17 protein-coding genes are annotated in these 16,664 nt (G+C 59.7%); 9 read left to right on the top strand and 8 right to left on the bottom strand.

All coding sequences use genetic code 11. The annotated features are described in order from the left end of the window. The first annotated feature begins 138 nt into the window (after positions 1 to 138). The 5 genes from purM (at position 139) to ACVW0C_RS07375 (ending at position 6,312) form a co-directional block, all read left to right on the top strand. Complete coding sequence (gene purM, locus ACVW0C_RS07395; protein WP_457384778.1) at positions 139 to 1,203, top strand: phosphoribosylformylglycinamidine cyclo-ligase; 1,065 nt, start codon at positions 139 to 141, stop codon at positions 1,201 to 1,203. 215 nt (positions 1,204 to 1,418) lie between these two features. Further along, complete coding sequence (locus tag ACVW0C_RS07390; protein ID WP_457384777.1) at positions 1,419 to 2,429, top strand: ABC transporter ATP-binding protein; 1,011 nt, start codon at positions 1,419 to 1,421, stop codon at positions 2,427 to 2,429. Further along, positions 2,426 to 3,211 carry an ABC transporter permease gene (locus tag ACVW0C_RS07385; RefSeq protein WP_414343288.1) on the top strand — a complete coding sequence of 262 codons (786 nt, stop codon included), beginning with the start codon at positions 2,426 to 2,428 and terminating at the stop codon, positions 3,209 to 3,211. Before ACVW0C_RS07390 ends, ACVW0C_RS07385 begins: the two co-directional genes overlap by 4 nt. 47 nt (positions 3,212 to 3,258) lie before the next feature. Beyond that, positions 3,259 to 4,818, top strand: coding sequence for a GldG family protein (locus ACVW0C_RS07380; protein WP_457384776.1), 1,560 nt, complete (start codon positions 3,259 to 3,261; stop codon positions 4,816 to 4,818). An 18-nt stretch (positions 4,819 to 4,836) separates the two neighbouring features. Further along, a complete protein-coding gene (locus ACVW0C_RS07375) occupies positions 4,837 to 6,312 on the top strand; it encodes a DUF4340 domain-containing protein (protein WP_457384775.1) in 1,476 nt (491 codons plus the stop codon). Positions 6,313 to 6,325: 13 nt separating this feature from the next. Here ACVW0C_RS07375 and ACVW0C_RS07370 read toward each other — a convergent pair whose 3' ends face one another. The 4 genes from ACVW0C_RS07370 to rpsF all read right to left on the bottom strand — a co-directional run bounded on the left by ACVW0C_RS07370 (position 6,326) and on the right by rpsF (position 8,563). Then, entirely contained in the window at positions 6,326 to 6,859 is a 534-nt protein-coding gene (locus tag ACVW0C_RS07370) for a universal stress protein (protein ID WP_457384774.1), read from the bottom strand. Positions 6,860 to 7,068: 209 nt separating this feature from the next. Next, a complete protein-coding gene (locus ACVW0C_RS07365) occupies positions 7,069 to 7,773 on the bottom strand; it encodes a M14 family zinc carboxypeptidase (protein ID WP_457384773.1) in 705 nt (234 codons plus the stop codon). A 27-nt stretch (positions 7,774 to 7,800) separates the two neighbouring features. Further along, on the bottom strand, positions 7,801 to 8,199 hold the full coding sequence (locus tag ACVW0C_RS07360) for a single-stranded DNA-binding protein (protein WP_414332102.1): 399 nt from the start codon (positions 8,197 to 8,199) through the stop codon (positions 7,801 to 7,803). 73 nt (positions 8,200 to 8,272) lie between these two features. Beyond that, the gene (gene rpsF, locus ACVW0C_RS07355; protein WP_011433268.1) at positions 8,273 to 8,563 is read right to left on the bottom strand and encodes a 30S ribosomal protein S6; all 291 of its coding nucleotides are present in this window, start codon (positions 8,561 to 8,563) and stop codon (positions 8,273 to 8,275) included. A gap of 231 nt (positions 8,564 to 8,794) precedes the next feature. On the opposite strand from rpsF, the gene ACVW0C_RS07350 reads away from it, so the two are divergent. The 4 genes from ACVW0C_RS07350 to ACVW0C_RS07335 all read left to right on the top strand — a co-directional run bounded on the left by ACVW0C_RS07350 (position 8,795) and on the right by ACVW0C_RS07335 (position 11,519). After that, entirely contained in the window at positions 8,795 to 9,040 is a 246-nt protein-coding gene (locus ACVW0C_RS07350) for an acyl carrier protein (RefSeq protein WP_414343279.1), read from the top strand. A gap of 33 nt (positions 9,041 to 9,073) precedes the next feature. Then, positions 9,074 to 10,354, top strand: coding sequence for a beta-ketoacyl-ACP synthase II (gene fabF, locus ACVW0C_RS07345; RefSeq protein WP_457384772.1), 1,281 nt, complete (start codon positions 9,074 to 9,076; stop codon positions 10,352 to 10,354). A 12-nt stretch (positions 10,355 to 10,366) separates the two neighbouring features. Continuing rightward, positions 10,367 to 10,636, top strand: a complete 270-nt coding sequence (locus ACVW0C_RS07340) for a hypothetical protein (RefSeq protein WP_414343277.1) — start codon at positions 10,367 to 10,369, stop codon at positions 10,634 to 10,636. A gap of 61 nt (positions 10,637 to 10,697) precedes the next feature. Further along, the gene (locus tag ACVW0C_RS07335; RefSeq protein ID WP_457384771.1) at positions 10,698 to 11,519 is read left to right on the top strand and encodes an HAD family hydrolase; all 822 of its coding nucleotides are present in this window, start codon (positions 10,698 to 10,700) and stop codon (positions 11,517 to 11,519) included. Here the strand turns inward: ACVW0C_RS07335 and queA are convergent. From queA to ACVW0C_RS07315, 4 genes are all read right to left on the bottom strand, one after another. Then, the gene (gene queA, locus ACVW0C_RS07330) at positions 11,516 to 12,694 is read right to left on the bottom strand and encodes a tRNA preQ1(34) S-adenosylmethionine ribosyltransferase-isomerase QueA (protein WP_011433273.1); all 1,179 of its coding nucleotides are present in this window, start codon (positions 12,692 to 12,694) and stop codon (positions 11,516 to 11,518) included. The genes ACVW0C_RS07335 and queA overlap by 4 nt on opposite strands. 87 nt (positions 12,695 to 12,781) lie before the next feature. Continuing rightward, complete coding sequence (gene dcd, locus ACVW0C_RS07325; RefSeq protein WP_011433274.1) at positions 12,782 to 13,363, bottom strand: dCTP deaminase; 582 nt, start codon at positions 13,361 to 13,363, stop codon at positions 12,782 to 12,784. Positions 13,364 to 13,486: 123 nt separating this feature from the next. After that, positions 13,487 to 14,194 (bottom strand): cob(I)yrinic acid a,c-diamide adenosyltransferase, encoded by a 708-nt coding sequence (locus ACVW0C_RS07320; RefSeq protein WP_148202730.1) that lies wholly within the window; start codon positions 14,192 to 14,194, stop codon positions 13,487 to 13,489. Between the two features lie 1,074 nt (positions 14,195 to 15,268). Then, positions 15,269 to 16,480 (bottom strand): phosphodiester glycosidase family protein, encoded by a 1,212-nt coding sequence (locus tag ACVW0C_RS07315; protein WP_457384770.1) that lies wholly within the window; start codon positions 16,478 to 16,480, stop codon positions 15,269 to 15,271. Positions 16,481 to 16,664: the final 184 nt, after the last annotated feature.

Genomic DNA, 16,664 nt, shown 5'->3' with positions numbered 1-16,664 from the left:
GCGCTCCTCTCCAATCCTGTACAACTTCCAAGGCGACGGTTAAAACAGAAGTTAATGTACCATAGGTTTCTGAATTGACCAGTTTGCACAGTCGGGCACAAAAGCCCAAGTCTTGATAGCATAAGGGGTTTCGGCATCTTGGACTACCGCTCAGCAGGGGTTGACATCGATCTGGGCCAGGCCTTTGTCAGGGGGATCCGCGAGCGCGTTGAACGGATTCAAATTCCGTCCTCAGGTTCTTCAGGAACCTTGGGTGGCATCGGCGGCTTTGCCGGCCTGTTTGAGCTGCCGACAGGGTATCAAGCGCCGGTGTTGGTGGCGGGCACCGATGGGGTGGGGACAAAGCTGGACATTGCCCAGCAGTGGGGTCAGCACCGGGGGGTGGGCGTCGATCTGGTGGCGATGTGTGCCAACGATGTGCTGACGGTGGGGGCCCGGCCGCTGTTTTTCTTGGACTATGTGGCCACCGGCAAGCTGGAGCCGGAAGCCCTGTGGCAGGTGATCGACGGCATCTTGGCGGGCTGCCAGGAAGCGGGCTGCCAACTGCTGGGCGGGGAAACGGCGGAGATGCCGGGGTTTTATCCCCCTGGGAAGTACGACCTGGCCGGGTTTTGTGTGGGAATTGTGGAGAAGGCGGCCATTCTGGATGGGTCGCGGGTACAGCTTGGGGATCGGTTGTTGGCTTTGCCCAGCAGCGGCCTACACAGCAACGGCTACAGCTTGGTGCGGCGGATTGTGGCCGACCGGGGTTGGCGCTGGGATCACCGGCCACCCGGCTGGGATCGGCCTTTGGCGGAAGTATTCCTCACCCCCACCCGCATCTATGTCCAGGCGGTGCAGCGGCTGCAGGCAGCAGGGATCGCCATCCACGGCATGGCCCACATCACTGGCGGCGGGATCCCGGAAAACTTGCCCCGCTGTTTGGCCCCCAACCAGGCGGCGCGGCTGCAGCCCCATAGCTGGCCCATCCCACAGGAGTTTCTCTGGCTCCAAGAACAGGGCCAGGTGGAGACCTTGGAGATGTTCCGCACCTTCAACCTGGGGGTGGGCTATGTGCTGGTGATCCCCCCTGAGGCGGAAAATCAGGTGAGATCCCTGCTCCCCGAAGCCTTCCCCATTGGGGAGGTGGTGGCAGCCAATCCAGGGGAGAGCCGCGTTCTGGGACTGGAACAGTGGGGATCCCTCACAAGCCCTGCCGACTAGCCAACCGATGGATCCCCACCAAAAGGGGGAAAGGGATCCCAGTTCCCTCGACTCATCCTCGCCGTCGCTATGCTAAGTTGGCATGTGGCCTCAGCGCTGTTGCCCGCCTTCTTGCCCGAGCCTGCTTCCCGACATTTGTCCTCTTTGGGAATAGGGGTAACTCGGCCTTGGACCGTTTGCTAATCGCTGCTGACCCTCTAGGTTAGGAGTTGCTGATGACAGGTTTACCCACTGCTCGTGCAACCGCGGGTGCCATCGAAGTTGAGCATCTGAGCAAAACCTACGGCAGCTTCACTGCCATTTGCGATGTTTCCTTCCAGGTGAACGCCGGCGAGATCATGGGTTTTTTGGGGCCGAATGGGGCTGGCAAGACCACTTCCATGCGCATTTTGGCGGGGTATCTGCCTGCCAGCGAGGGGACGGCGCGGGTGGCCGGGTTTGATGTTCACGAAAACTCGATGGCGGTGCGGCAGCGCATTGGCTATCTGCCGGAAAACCCACCCCTCTACCCCGACATGACGGTGGAGGCGTACCTGCACTTTGTGGCCCAGATCAAGCGGGTCAGCGCTGGCGATCGGCCCAGGCGGGTGGACGAGGCGATCCGGCGGTGCAGCCTAGAAGAAAAGCGCCACACCCTCATCCGCAAGCTCTCCAAGGGGTTTAAGCAGCGGGTGGGCATTGCCCAAGCCCTGGTTCACGACCCGCCGGTGATCATCCTGGATGAGCCCACCATTGGGCTGGATCCCAAGCAGATTATCGAGGTGCGCAAGCTCATCAAGAGCCTGGCGGGGGAGCACACCATCATCCTCTCCACCCACATCCTGCCCGAGGTGAGCATGACCTGCGACCGAGTGGTGATCATCAACCGCGGCCAGGTAGCCGCCATCGGCACCCCCGCTGAGCTGACAGCCCAGCTCCAGGATCGGCAGCAGGCAAAGCTGGTGGTGGGGGCAACCGAGGCAATGGCCATCCGGACGGCCCTGCAGCCTTTGCCCCAAGTGGAGGTGGTGAGCCTACAGCCCTTGGCGGCGGATCCCTCCCGCTGGCAGGTGCAGCTCAAGAGCAACGCTGCCGCGGACGGCTGGATCCCGGAGGTGGCCAGGGTGCTGGTGCAGGCAGGGATCGACCTCTACGAGATAGGCCGCCCGCAGGCTTCTTTGGAAGAGATTTTCCTGCAGCTCACTACGCAAGAGGGATCTGAGGGCGCATTGGAGGAAGCGGCATGAACGGAGTGGTTGCCATTTTTCGCAAAGAGCTGCGCGGCTACTTCACCTCCCCCATTGCCTATGTGGTGGCCGCGGTGTTTTGGGGACTGGCGGGGTTTTTCTTCTTTAATATTCTGGTGCGGGTGATCAGCTTTTCTCAGCAGGTGGATCTTTTCGCCCAGTTCGGCCAGGAGAACCCTTTTGACGCCGCCACCATCCTGTCGCAGCAGTTTCTCAACCTCTTGGGCACTCTTTCTCTCTTCTTATTGCCCATCTTCACCATGAGCTCCTATGCCGAGGAGCGGCGGCGAGGCACGATGGAGCTGCTGGCTACTTCTCCCATCACCAACTTGGAGGTGGCCCTGGGCAAATGGTTGGCGGTCTGGGTGTTTTTCATCACGCTGCTGCTGCCGCCGCTGGTCTACCATGTGCTGGTGCTGAGCAGCGCCAACCCGGCAGTGGACTACCGCCTGACCCTGATGGGTTATGTGGGCCTAACCCTGCTGGCGGGTAGCGTTATGGCTTTGGGGTTGTTTATCTCTTCTCTGACAGACAGCACCCTCATCGCAGCAGTGGCCACCTTTGGCTTGATTTTGTTGCTCTGGGTGATCGACGCGGCAGCCGGCCAGGAGGAGAACTGGATTGCCGCGACGCTGCGGCATGTGTCTTTGCTGCAGCAATATAGCAACTGGGTGCAAGGGATCCTCAGCAGCAGCAGCCTCATTCTTTTCTTGAGCATCATCGTCCTGGGGCTGTTTGCCACGGTGCAATCGGTGGAAAGCCTGCGCTGGCAACAGAGCTAGGGTCAGATGGGAGGAGTGTGGTGTTTGCGGCAGCGGTGCGGAGCATTATGAAGGACTGGCGCGCGTTATTGGACTGGACAGGGATCCTGGGCATTGGCGTCATCGCCATTGGCCTGGTGGTGGGATCCGCCTTCACCGGTTGGACGGCTGTGCCCCTGAGCATGCTGGCAACAGGTTTGGCCCTGCTGGTGGCTTGGGGCATCACCCACCGGCAGGAGGTGGGGGTCTTCCTCGGTTTGCGTTCCACCCAGACCAACGCCAACATCCTGGTGGCGGCGGCGGCGATGGCCGTCATTCTGGTGCTGGTGAATGTGGTGGCGGTGCGCTACGACCTGCGGCTGGATCTCACTGAGGAGGGTCTGTTTACCCTCTCGCCCCAAACCCGGCAATTGGTGCAGGGATTGGTGCAACCGGTCAAAGTTTGGGTGGTCACCACTGCGCCGGATCCCAACTTGCGGGAACAACTGGAGCGCTATCGCCGCCTTAACCCCAACCGCTTTCAGTTTGAGTTTGTGGATCCCAATCGGGATCCCTTGACCATTCAACGGCTGCAGGTGACGCAAAACAACACCCTGGTGGTGGAGGCCGGAGAAAGCCGACAACAACTGCCCCAGCCCCCTGCTCCTGACCTGGAGAGCAGACTGACCCCTGTCTTGTCCAAAGTGGTCAACCGAGGGGAGTTAGTGGCCTATTTCGTGCAAGGGCATGGGGAAGTGGGGCTGCAAGCGAGGGAAGGCGCCCCAACTCTGGCTCAGGCGGCGGCAGCCCTGGGCCAGGAAGGCTATCGGGTAGAGCCCCTCAACTTGGTGCAAGCGGAGATCCCAGAGGATGCGAATGTCCTGGTGCTGGCGGGGCCACAGCGGGCTTTGTTCCCCGGCGAGGTGGAGAAACTGCAGGATTACCTGGCCGAGGGAGGACGGCTGCTGTTGCTGATCGGGCCGCGGGTGGATGCCGGCCTGGATCCCTTGCTGGAAGAGTGGGGCGTGGTCTTGGGGGATGACATCATCCTGGAGGCGAGCAGCATCAGCCAGCTTCTGGGGACAGGGCCAGCCGTAGCTTTGGTTACTGACTACGGGGATCACCCCATTACCGCCCCCTTGGCCGCCCAGCGGCTGATGACCCTCTTTCCCTTAGCTCGTTCGGTAGAAACCCAAGCTCGGGAAGGGATCCAAGCCACGCCCTTGCTGCGCACCGGCCCGCAAAGTTGGGGGGAGACCAGTCCTGAGCTGGAACGTGGCCCCTTGCAATTCGATCCGGATCAGGACAAGCCCGGCCCCCTCACCTTGGGTGTTGCTTTAACCCGCCGTTTGGACGCCGACCAGGCCGACACAGGATCCCCGCAGGAGGCCCGCCTGGTGGTGATCGGCAATGTCAACTTTGCCCTCAACGGCAACTTGCGGCAGCAGGGCAACCGGGATCTCTTCTTGAACACCCTCAACTGGCTGACTGAGCAAACGGAGCAGATCTCCATCCGCCCCAAATCCATCACGGATCGCCGTCTCACCCTGACCGGTCAAAACTTCCGCTGGCTGGTGCTGGGATCGACGGTCCTTTTGCCCTTGGCGGCCCTGGGTTCCGGAGCTGCCCTGTGGTGGCAAAGACGGTAGAGCTGGAGGAAAGCAGGCATGTTCAAGCGAACCACCTGGATTCTCCTGGGTTTGGCGGTGGCCTGTTTGCTGGGCTACTTCCTCTTGGACAACATCCAGCAACTGCGCCAGGAGCAACAGGCGGAGCGAGCGCGGCTGTTCCACTTTGCCACCGACACCATCGCCCGCATTGAAATCCGCCAACAGAAAGAGGGGGAACCCGTTCGCGGCAGCGGTGCGGAGTACTTGGAAATCCTTTTGGAGCGCAATCCAGAAGAAGAGGGATCCCACTGGCGGATTGTCAGTCCCATTCAGTCAGCGGCGCTGGACTTCCCCATTGAGCAGTTGCTCAACACCTTCTCCCGCCTCACTCCCCAAATCACCCTAGAGGGGGTCACTGACCTGGCCGCTTTTGGCCTGGATCAGCCGCGACACCAAATTGCCCTTTTCCCCAAAGAAGGGGATCCCTACCGCCTAGCCATCGGCAACGACAACTTCGACGGCTCTGGCTTCTACGCCCAGCCCGAAGGGGGACAGGTGGTGCTTCTAAGCAGTGCCCAGAAGGGATCCCTGTTGCCCTCCCTACTGGCTTTGCGGGACAAAACCTTGCTTCGGTTTGACACTGCCGAGGTGAAGGCCCTGCAAGTGCAGTTGGCAGAGGCAGAGCCGGAAGTTGTTCGCCTGCAGCTGCAAGACGTTCGCGCCAGCGGTGCGGAGCACTTTACTTGGCAGATTGTCCAGCCCCGCGAGCTGCCTGCCGATGACCTCAACGTCGATCGTCTGCTCAATACTTTGTCTCGCCTGCAGGCCGTGGAGTTCCCCGCCGAGACCAAAGACGAGCTCGCCCCCTATGGCTTGGAGCAGCCTTCCGCCCGCCTAACGGTGGAGCTGGAGGGCGGCAAAACCCTGAACGTCGCTTTGGGATCGGAGAAAGATGGCCAGGTGTACGTCATCACCTCTGAGCACCCGGCAGTAGCCACCCTGCTCACCTCCACCGCCGATATTCTCCGCTCCGACTTGGAAGAGCTGCGGGATCACCGCATTGCCCGCCTCAACGCCAACCAAGTGGGCCAAGTCACCTTAGAATCCCAAGGGGAAAAGGTCACCCTCACCCCTCGGCCTTCAGAGAAGGGATCCCTGGAGCTGCGCTGGGAAAACCCGGAGCAACCGGGCCAGCCTGTGGATCTCGGCTCTCTGTTCTCCAGCCTAAATGCTGCCCGCGCCAAAGAGTTTGTGGAACAGGCCGACGCGGAAGCCCAAAGGGTGTTGTCTGATCCGGACCTACGGCTGACCTTTGAGCCCAAACCCGACGCCGAGCAGGATCCCTTAACCCTGACCTTGGCCGCCTCTGGCTTGCGGGCCTACGTGCAAAGCAGCCGCCAGCCGGACATTGCCGTGATCGAGCTGAGCACCTTCAACAGCCTGGAAACCGAAGTGAATCGCCTCTTGGAAGGCCAGCCGGAGAGCAAGGACTCTGCCCCGCTAACGCGACCAGATCCCACTCCCTCGCCCTAGAGTCCCTAGAGCCTTAGCCAGCAGGGGTAGCTGTCTTCTCTTCCGCAGTTTGGGTTGCTTTTTTCAGGGCTTCCCCTTGTATCGTCAACACCGAGCAGGGGGCGCGGTGCAGCACGTAGTTGCTGACGCTGCCCAGAAACAGCTCGCTCAGGCCGGAGTGGCCGCGGCGGCCCACCACCACCAAGTCCGCCTCCCAAGAGCGGGCCAGATCGCAGATGACTCGACCGGGGTTGCCGTAGTTGAGGCTGTACTCAGCACGGATCCCGTGCTCAGCCGCTTTCCCCACCAGCGAGCGCAGGTAGTCCATCTGGTTTTGCTCGAAGATGGCGCATTGCTCCCGATAGGACTGCCACAGCTCGGCGCTGATGGTGGAGCTGTAATCTACCCCCAGGATCATCGGCGGCTCTGGGGCGCCCGGCTCTTCCTGAGACAGAACATGGAGAATCATCATCTGGGCCTGCATGGCCTTGGCCACTTGGACGGCCTTTTGAAATACTCCCTGGCTCAGCTCCGACCGATCCACTGCCACCAAAATCCTGCTGAACATATCGGCTTCCTCCAGATGGCTAACAGCGGGGCACAAGGCAGAAGCAGCGTGACTTCGGGGTTGACCTCTGACCCCTTTTCCCTCGACTCCAAGCTCCCCTCTGCTCTGCCCCACCTATCTGTGTTGTAGAAGATTTGGGCGAGAAAACCCCAGATATCTTGAACGAACTAGGCAGATTGGCAACGAAAGTTCAGAGATCTTGACACCGGTCAGAAGGCATCGCCTTGGGCTGCCCACTCCAACACCGCCTGCAGCGCCTCGGCCTGCTCTTGCCAGACTTGATCGAGGGGAGTGCCCCGCAGGATTTCCAGCGTTAGGGTTGGGATCCGCCGTTCCTGCCCTGCCCAAGTGCCCAGAGAACCAGGGGTAGGGTAGCCAATGTCGGCGGTAATGGGCAAGCCGTTGCAAGCGGCCATCACCTGGGCCAGCTCAAGGGCAGGGCCGTTGTAGTTCACACAGGGGTGTGCCTGACAGGAGTGGGCAGAAAGGATAAATTGGGGCCGCATCTGGGCCAAGCCCTCCAACAACGCCTGCGTCTCGGGCTCGGAGCCTGGGGCTGCTCCGGGCGGATAGCGAGCTTCCAAAGAGGCCGGGATCCAATCTTGGGTGGGCAGATTGCGGTTGAGATCCACACCGTTGGCATTGAGACGTTGCCCCAGGGCACAGCCATCCGGGTTCAAGCGAGGGATTGCCCATAGGGTCGCCTTCCCGGCCAGGGATCCCCATCTCCCCGAGGCCACATAGCGCTCGATCAGGGCATAGCCCTCCACCTCATCCCCGTGTACTCCGCCGATCAGCAGCAAGGAGCGGATCCCTTGGGTGAGCTGCCAAAGGTGAATGGGACGCCCCTGCACCGAGTAGCCGATGACCCGCAGGGATCCCAAAGGTTCACCCGCAGCAAGTTCCTGAGACATGGGGGATCCCGGCAAGTCTCGCAACCGTTAGAACGGGAGATCGTCCGGCTCCGGTGGGGAAACCACATCCCCCTCAGAGGATTCCACAATCGCCGGTTCACCCATCCCCGTCAGAGAGAGGACGCGAGCGGATCCCAGCTGATGGACACGGCGCGCGGTGATCTCGGCCAGCTTTTCCTTGCGCCCATCTCGCTCCACCACATTCATGTGCAGTTGGCCTTCCACTGTGATTTGGTCGCCCACATGGCAGGTGTCCACCACCCTTTTGGCCAGTTCTCCAAAAGAGGAAACGCGCACTCGGTAGGGCGGCTCATCCGGGCGCAAGCTGGGAAAGCCAATCACCAAGGACGCAACAGCTAAGTTATCAGGGGTGTAGCGCAGCTCTGGCTCAGACAGAACCTCGCCCATCAACACAATCGAGTTCATAACGGAGCCATCCAGGGATAAGGGGCAGCTCAGGGCACTTCCATCATGCCCGCAGGCCAGGATGCCGTCAAACCTAGCCGACGCGGAGAGTCATGTGGCGCAGCACACTCTCGTTGATGCGCAGGTTTTTCTCCCAGGCAGCCACCGCATTGGGTTCGGCTTCGTAGTTGAACTGGATGTACAGACCCTCCTTGAACTTTTTCATCTCAAACCCGGCAAAGCGGCGCTTGCCCCTATTGGTAATCTCCACGTGGGTTACTCCGTTCTCTCGCAGGATTGCCTCCTGACTGCTGAGCAGTTGTTCGAGGGGTTCATCTGACAGATCAGGACGCACAATCAGCATCGTTTCGTAAGCGCGGGGCATGGAAGCAAGTTCTCCTTAGAATCCAGTGGTAGAGACGCAGTGGACTATACTAGCTTTTCTTTCCCACAACCGAAAAGGCTGCCGCCCAATTCCCATACTCTGGCCGCAGCGGCAAATGCAGGTGAGGCTGCTCACAAGAGGGGATCCATTGTCCGATACAATAGGGATTGCTTCATTGGCCGCTGGTTGGCCCGGCCAAGACACGCTGAATCGAGAGTTGGGATTCCAAGCATGAGCGCAGACGAAGTTTACAGCCGTGTTCGTAAGATCGTGTCCGATCAACTGGGCGTGGAAGATGACAAAGTGACCCCGGAAGCCAATTTCCAGAACGACCTGGGGGCCGATAGCCTCGATACGGTGGAGCTGGTCATGGCTTTTGAAGAGGAATTCGATCTGGAGATCCCCGATGAAGATGCAGAAAGGATCGCCACCGTGCAAGACGCTGTCAACTACATCCTCTCGAAGAAAGCTGCCTAATCTGCCTCCATACCCCTGGGCTAACACCGGACGATGGCTACTCTGGATCCCGCCACTGCTCTCAGGCCAACCCGCCGCGTTGTGATTACGGGGCTGGGCGCGGTCACCCCCATCGGCAACTCTCCTGCCGAGTTTTGGCAGAGCCTACTGGCAGGGCGCTGCGGCATTGGGCCGATTACCCATTTTGATGCCTCCCGCCACGATTGCCGTATTGCCGGAGAGGTGAAGGGATTTGATCCCCTCGACTACTTGGATCGCAAGGATGTCAAGCGCACCGACCGCTTTGTGCACCTGGCGATGGCGGCCACCCGGCAAGCCTTGGAGGACGCTGACTTTCGCATCACCGCTCTCAACGCTGAGCAAGTGGGGGTGATCTTGGGCACCGGCATCGGCGGCATCCGCGTCTTGGAAGAGCAGCAGACCATCTATCTGCAGAAAGGGCCGGATCGCTGTAGCCCCTTCATGGTGCCCATGATGATCGCCAATATGGCTGCGGGTCACCTGGCCATTCATTTTGGCGCCAAAGGCCCCAATTCCTGCACAGTTACGGCCTGTGCCTCTGGCTCCAACGCCATTGGCGATGCCTTTCGGCTCATCCAGAGGGGAGAGGTGCAAGCGGCGATTACAGGTGGCACGGAAGCGGCGGTCACCCCTTTGTCCATGGCGGGGTTCAGTGCCATGAAGGCCCTTTCCACCCGCAACGACACCCCGGAGCAAGCCTGTAGGCCCTTTGATCGGGATCGGGATGGCTTTGTCATGGGGGAAGGAGCAGGGATCCTGGTGCTGGAGGAGTTGGAGCACGCCCGCGCCCGCGGGGCCAAGATCTATGCGGAGATAGTCGGCTATGGCCTCACCTGCGATGCCCACCACATGACCAACCCTGCCCCCGGCGGCGAGGGAGCGGCCCGGGCGATGCGGCTGGCCCTCAAGGATGCCGGGCTTCAGCCTGGGGATGTGCAACACATCAATGCCCATGCCACCAGCACCCCTCTAGGGGATATCGCCGAGGTCCAGGCCATCAAGTCGGTCTTTGGCGAGCATGCCCCCCGTTTGGCCATCAGCGCCACCAAGTCCATGACCGGCCACCTGTTGGGGGGAGCGGGCGGCATTGCCACGGTGGCCACAGCTTTGGCCATCCACCACGGCTGGGTTCCTCCCACCCTCAACTTGGACAACCCCGATCCCGAGTGCGAAGGGCTGGATTTTGTCCCCCACAAGGGGCGGCAGATGGCTGTTGAGGCCGCTTTGGTGAATGCCTTTGGGTTTGGTGGGCACAACGTCACGCTGGCCTTGCGCCGCTACTCTCCCGCTTGAAGGGCTTGGCCTATGTCTTCTCCCGAAAGTTCACTGCCCTCAGTTCGCCAACAAGCCTTGGCCGCTTTGACGGCGGAGCTGGCGCAGCAGGGTCACCCGCCCGAATATGCTCAGCACATGGCGGCGGCGGTTATTTTTCAAGCGGATTTGGATCTGTGTGCAGCTCAATTGGCGCGGGTGCTCAGTTGGCTGAAGCAAAACCATCCTCAGCTCTATCCAGAGGCGGTGCAATTGGTGGACGCCACCCGCGAAGAGTTCGAGCGTCGCGTCCAAAATGGATAGACAAGCCATCTGCTTTGATGCAGTTGGGTTGCGGTCGTTAGCAGAGGGTGATGTCGCCCATATGGGGCTGCAAGGGGTGATCTTGAGCTGGAGTGGGGTGGTGGCCGATGACGAGAACTTGCACCTACAGGCCATCAACCAACTGCTGGTGGAAGAGAACCTGCGCCCCTGGAACCTGTGCTGGCCGAAGTCGGGATCCCCTGGGCAGCGGGAGCTCTATCGGCTGCAATACCTGGGCCGACCGGATCGAGAGCGCCTGCCGGCTCTGTGGGGGGATCAAGGGCGGGTGCTCAGCCCCAAACAACTGGAAGAGCTGCTGAAACGCAAGGCCCTATACTACCGACAGGCTTTGCAGGGGCAGAGGGAATTGCCTCTCATTCCCGGTTTGGCGGAAACTTTGGAGACGCTGGAGCGGCTGCAACTGAAGGTCGGCCTGCTGTGCGGCCAATCGGCAGCCGAGGTGGCCGCTTTTCTGGAGCGTTTCCAGTCCTGTTGCCCGGCCCTGACGCGGTTGACCGATGGGGGATCCTACCGAGTGACGGGGGATGATGCAGGCCCAATGCTTTCCCCAGGACACTTGCACCGCCTGCTTTTGCAGCGGATGGAATTGCCTGCCCAGGAGTGCTTGAGCATTGAGGCCACCTACCCCGGCATTCAGGCAGCCCGTTCGGCAGGGATCCCGGTGCTGGCTCTGGCCACCTTCTTTCCTCTGCACATGCTGCAGCGGCGGGCCAATTGGGCGGTGGACGGCTACCATCAGGTGGAATGGGATCGCATCCGGAACTGGTTTGCCGGCGGGCAAGACCGTCCTTCGACCCCAGTTGAAGGAGAGGCGGAGGCCGGTTCCTTCAAGGGATCCCAGGGAGGTCAGCCCCAGCCCTAGGGCAGGATCAGCATGCCATCCCCAAAGGAATAGAAGCGATACCCCTGGTCGACGGCCTCTCGGTAGAGATCCAGCAGCCTTTGCCGCCCGATCAGCGCAGCCACCAGCATCATCAGGCTGGAGCGGGGCAGATGAAAATTGGTGACCAGTCCTTGAATCACCCGCCAGGAGTAGCCGGGGTAGATGAATAGATCGCTTTTCCCCTGCCAAGGCTGCAAGGTGCCAGAGGCTGCCGCGGTTTCCAAAGAGCGCACCACAGTCGTTCCCACCGCGATCACCCGCCCCCCTCGGGCTTGGGCTTTTTGGATGGCTGCCACCGTTTCTGCCGGCACCTTGAGCCACTCGCTGTGGAGACGATGCTCGGTTACCCGCTCCGCTTCCACCGGTCGGAAGGTACCCAGGCCGATGTTCAGGGTGATGTAGGCCGTTTGGATCCCTTTTTGGGCCAGCCGCTCCAGCAGCTCCTGGGTAAAGTGCAGCCCTGCCGTGGGAGCAGCCACCGAGCCGGGGTGCTTGGCCCAGAGGGTTTGGTAGTCTTCAGGGCGAACTTGTCCTGAGCCTGGGGATCCGGAAGCCTTGATGTAGGGAGGAAGCGGGATCCGGCCCACCTGTTCCAGGATTTCCTCAAAAGGTTGCGCCCCTTCCCACTCAAACTGCACCACTCGCCCGCCGGTTTCCGGGTCCAAAGCCAGAACAGTGGCCCTCAGCCCAGAGGGGGATCCCTGCTTGCTCCAAAAACCAATCCGATCCCCCACCTTCACCCGTTTGCCCGGCCTGACCAAAACCCGCCAGCTCCACGCCTGATCCGGCAGAGGTTGCGCAGCGGCAGGGATCCCTTCCAGACAAGGCTCCAGCAGCAACACTTCGACCCGCGCCCCGGAGGGTTCCTTGGCCCCGAACAGGCGGGCCGGGATCACCTTGGTATCGTTGAGAACCAGCAGATCCCCCTCCCGCAGGTAGTCAGGCAGATGGCAGAAGCGGCGATGCTCGTGCCTATCCGGGTACACCACCAGCATCCGCGCCTGATCCCTGGGCTCCACCGGCGTTTGCGCAATCTGGTCTGGAGGGAGAGTGTAATCGTAGGAAGCTGTAAGCAGATCGGGATTGGACTCCCTATCGCCCAAAGGCTCGGCCTCACCGGGGGGAGCAGCAGCAGGCGAAAAAGAGTCAGGCATGGAGGGAGATGAATCAAGATGGGGTTCTACGTGGATCCAGCATAGCCAACCGGATCCCGCCAACCCTCTCCCTTTTGAGGGAAGCAGCTAAACCTTGGCCACCACCACCTGCTGCGGCTGATCCTGATACTTGCCGGCGCGGTCGGCGTAGGTCACTTGGCAGGGATCCCCTTCCAGAAACAGAAGCTGGACCACCCCTTCGTTGGCGTACACACGGCAGTCGGCGCTGGAGGCGTTGGAAAACTCCAGGGTGAGATAACCCCGCCATCCCGCCTCAGCGGGCGTCAGGTTGGCAATCAGGCCCACCCTGGCATAGGAAGATTTGCCAATGCAGATCACGGTAATGTTATCCGGAACTTGCAGCCGCTCCAAAGACACCCCCAACCCATAGGAGTGGGCCGGGATGATAAAGTAATCCCCCATCTCGTCGTGGTGCAGCTCCACCGCTTCCAGATTCTTGGGGTTAAACCGTTTGGGATCCACCACTGTGCCGGGCACATGGCGGAAGATCTTGAACTCCACCGGCGACAGGCGGATGTCGTAGCCATAGGAGGACAGCCCGTAACTCAAAACGGGCCGAGATTCAACAGCGCGCACCAGCTCAGGGCAGAAGGGCTCAATCATCCCTCGCCGCGCTTGCTCACAGATCCAGCGGTCGTTTTTCAACATGGCTACAGCCGGCTTCCTGGAGAGTGAGGGCACATCTGGTGGACAAGCTCCAGTCTTATTGGGACTCCGCCCCCCTGACGCGACCCGTGTTGCCTAGGTCTTTCGGAGCGGAAACTGTTTGCGCTAGCGGTGCGGAGCAACATGGGCTGCTGTAGGCATAGCACCTGTGCCGCTGACTTGAGGGGGATCCAGAGAACAGGCAACATTCCCATCGGCAGTGCGCAGCCCTGGGCCTGGGATGCCACGTAGGCGCAACTGCGTGATCAAGTCGGCCCGCTCCAGAAACGAATCTGGCATCTCCGGCCCGGTGATCACCATGTCCATGGAGATGGGGCGCTGGTCGATTAAGCTCAGCACTTCCGCTTCTGGGATCAGGCCCAACTTCACAGCCAAGCTCAGCTCATCCAACACCACCAAGTCATAGCGGCCACTCCTGACAGCCTCCTGGGTAAATTGCCACAGCTCATCCAATGCCACCCGCTCCTCAGGCTCTAGGTGAGGTGTATCGATGCAGCGGTGCAGGCGACAACGAACCCACTCCAAGGATCTGCCCAGGGAGAGACGATTTTCGGGCCCCTGGTTGATCCCACCCTTGAGAAATTGCACGATCAGCACCCGCGTTCCCTGGCCTGCCAAGCGCATCGCCTGAGCCATGACGGGCGTAAACATGCCCCGGCTGGGGTGGGTGTAAAGCTGCAGGGATCCCTGGGGAACCAACTGGGCGGAGAGGGATCCATTCTGCTGAAGGAAAAGCTCGCCGGCAGCAGGGCTGGCTTGAGCCGCAGGCTGTTTGGCGCGGGCTACAGGAGCGGCATCCTTGGAGGAAGGCATAGGATTTGGAGAAGCAGTGCAAACCACGTTCTATCTCGCGAGCAGGCTAGAGAACACGGCCCTAGGTTACAAGGCCTACAAGTGGTGGAGAGCGTCGGCTATGGATTCCATGAAACACCACCTGTGCGTATCCGTCAATGAGTCGGTTCTGCTTCTAGCTGGCATACAAATCATCCCCAATAGAGTAATAGAAAATACAATCCTTGCCCATCCTAGCCTTTTGGCACAAGAGGCAATACCTGAAAAGCTTTGACAGGGGATCTCAATAAAATTTCAGGCCTAGCCCAGAAGCTTGTGTGTGGGGCTATCTCACTTGAGTATAGAGGTGCTCTATAAAAATTTGAGAAAAAGATCAATTTCTTCCAAATAAGATTAACTCTCACAAACAGGAATGCCAGTACCAGCAGCCCACCCACGAGAGAGGAGCAAGGGTCAACCTACCCCAAAAGCCTTGTCCACCAGGAGAGATAGTCATTTTTAAAATAACTATACATTTGGTCGGGAGCCGGGTAGGCCTACACATTAGCGAACATTCGTAGTAGAGAGAATTGTAACCAAAAGTCCAAGGAGTTAATTTCTAACCTCGAGAGTGAAGAAATATAAATTCGTCAATCATCTTCGTCAAAAAATGGATTATTGACAATACTTTTTTGAAAACCAGCATCTGATTTAGCAGAAGCGTAAAGAATTGCGTGCCTTTTATACTCTGAGGTCGTCTTCTTCAAGAGATCGCCTCTTTGATCATTTTTCTTACCGGTCTCAAGGCCAATGTTTTCTACTTAATTTAATCTCTATTTCTGTTATGAGAAATGAGCATTGGGCGTTCAGTTTGGATCCCACTTAAAATTGACCTGAAAAAGCTCTGGGGCTTTGGGTGCTGAGATTGCCGGGATCCCATTGCGCAATCAAAGCCGAGTCCTTCCTCTGGCGAGGAGAGATTTTTGTTGAGAAGGTAGATCCAATCCTGGAGAATACTTGACCCCTCATCCAATCAGCCAGAAAGTCCGGGGATCCCACCCTCGATCCCTGGATCAAAGGGAAAAGACTCCATCCCGCCGGCACAAAAGTTTTCTGTCACCGACTTGGGCTTGGGAAAAACCCTAGGCCATTGTGAACTCGGGGTGTGCGCCGCCGGGAGGGACTGGGATCCGTCTCACTGTTGGGTGGGCTGGCTTCTGGGTGCCGGTGTTCCCAATTGACGGCTTCTCCCCCCAGCACCAAGGTGGAAGCATTGCCCCCATCCAAGTTCAGGGCATGGCGACAGCCCAATTGCTGCATCAACTGTGCCATCTCCAGCAGGGTGAGCCCTTGATTTTCCTGGGCATTGCCGGCGGTAACCAGCAGCAAATGTCCGCTGTCCAGTTGACCAATGGCACTGCGGGCGGCTCGCTGCCTGCGAAAGAGGGGTTGAAATGCCTCCAATCGGGCATCCAAAACCACCTGCCCATCCAAGAGCAAGAGCGGCCCTGCCCCTAGGATGTGGGGATAGGCCTCCAGCTCGGGCGGATCCAAGCGCAGATGAAGGCTGAGGCGATCCCCGGGAACCAGCTTGCGGGCTTCTAGGGCACCTTCTAGCCCCCGCCCTGCCAATACATACCCCTCACTGGGAATCTGTACCGTCAAACTGCCGGCCAGGCCAGCCACCAGAATTTCTTGCACCTGATCCTGCCGCACCATCACGAGCATTTCGTCGTCCGTTTGGGTGGTGTAGGTGGATCCCCAGTCGGGGGTGAACTGGGAGATGCCGGGCAGGATATAGCCTGTATTGATGCCCACCACTGGGATTTGATCCCCAATGGCATTGCGCAGCTCTGCTTGCATCCGCAAACGGGCAAAGCGCACGGATCCTCCTTTTTGCCCTGCCGTCCCATCCGACCAGGCGATGACCCCACGACCCAAAATGGGGCTGGAGATCCAACGGCCATCCCGACGAATTGCCCCCAGCGGCTGACGGGTGTTGCGGTTGAAAAACCCACCGTTAATGGCGGCCACTGCCCCCTGTTCGGGGCCAAAGGAAGACAGCTCCCCCAGACCCACCAGCCCCGCAGGTGCAGCCCAGATAGGCCGCAGTTGGCCCGCTGCGAGAGAAATGACCACGATAGAAACGGGGATCCGATTGTCTCCAACCCAAACCTCCTTCTGGTACAAAGGGATCCCTTGCACCACCCGCACCGGCTGCACACCGAGGGTCACCTGAGCTTGAGCAGCCACGCTGGGCAAAAAGAGAGCAGCAGTGCAGGCTAACCCCCAGCCCATGACCCAGGCGCTCAGCTTGGTTTTGGACATGTCTTCACGTCTTTAGGGCTTCACCATTGTCATTGGGAGATGATTATCCCCCTGCGGCAAAGGTTCCCATCACAATGAGCGACAACAGGATCCCGGGAAAGAGCAGCGTCACCAAGATCAGCAGTTCGGATAGGGTCATTGGGGAATGCTACCTACTTAAGGATTGAGCCAACACAGCAGCCCT

This window comes from Thermostichus sp. OS-CIW-26, assembly GCF_054058395.1.
The sequence above is the reverse complement of the archived record's forward strand: the minus strand, read 5'-3'. Positions and strand labels throughout refer to the sequence as shown.

Coding starts and splice junctions, on each gene's coding strand:
- ACVW0C_RS07320 (WP_148202730.1), bottom strand. CDS start 14,194: ATGCCTTCCTCCAAGGATGCCGCTCCTGTAGCCCGCGCCAAACAGCCT.
- ACVW0C_RS07385 (WP_414343288.1), top strand. CDS start 2,426: ATGAACGGAGTGGTTGCCATTTTTCGCAAAGAGCTGCGCGGCTACTTC.
- queA (WP_011433273.1), bottom strand. CDS start 12,694: ATGCCTGACTCTTTTTCGCCTGCTGCTGCTCCCCCCGGTGAGGCCGAG.
- rpsF (WP_011433268.1), bottom strand. CDS start 8,563: ATGCCCCGCGCTTACGAAACGATGCTGATTGTGCGTCCTGATCTGTCA.
- ACVW0C_RS07370 (WP_457384774.1), bottom strand. CDS start 6,859: ATGTTCAGCAGGATTTTGGTGGCAGTGGATCGGTCGGAGCTGAGCCAG.
- ACVW0C_RS07340 (WP_414343277.1), top strand. CDS start 10,367: ATGTCTTCTCCCGAAAGTTCACTGCCCTCAGTTCGCCAACAAGCCTTG.
- ACVW0C_RS07380 (WP_457384776.1), top strand. CDS start 3,259: ATGAAGGACTGGCGCGCGTTATTGGACTGGACAGGGATCCTGGGCATT.
- ACVW0C_RS07365 (WP_457384773.1), bottom strand. CDS start 7,773: ATGTCTCAGGAACTTGCTGCGGGTGAACCTTTGGGATCCCTGCGGGTC.
- ACVW0C_RS07335 (WP_457384771.1), top strand. CDS start 10,698: ATGGGGCTGCAAGGGGTGATCTTGAGCTGGAGTGGGGTGGTGGCCGAT.
- fabF (WP_457384772.1), top strand. CDS start 9,074: ATGGCTACTCTGGATCCCGCCACTGCTCTCAGGCCAACCCGCCGCGTT.
- ACVW0C_RS07350 (WP_414343279.1), top strand. CDS start 8,795: ATGAGCGCAGACGAAGTTTACAGCCGTGTTCGTAAGATCGTGTCCGAT.
- dcd (WP_011433274.1), bottom strand. CDS start 13,363: ATGTTGAAAAACGACCGCTGGATCTGTGAGCAAGCGCGGCGAGGGATG.
- ACVW0C_RS07360 (WP_414332102.1), bottom strand. CDS start 8,199: ATGAACTCGATTGTGTTGATGGGCGAGGTTCTGTCTGAGCCAGAGCTG.
- ACVW0C_RS07390 (WP_457384777.1), top strand. CDS start 1,419: ATGACAGGTTTACCCACTGCTCGTGCAACCGCGGGTGCCATCGAAGTT.
- ACVW0C_RS07315 (WP_457384770.1), bottom strand. CDS start 16,480: ATGTCCAAAACCAAGCTGAGCGCCTGGGTCATGGGCTGGGGGTTAGCC.
- ACVW0C_RS07375 (WP_457384775.1), top strand. CDS start 4,837: ATGTTCAAGCGAACCACCTGGATTCTCCTGGGTTTGGCGGTGGCCTGT.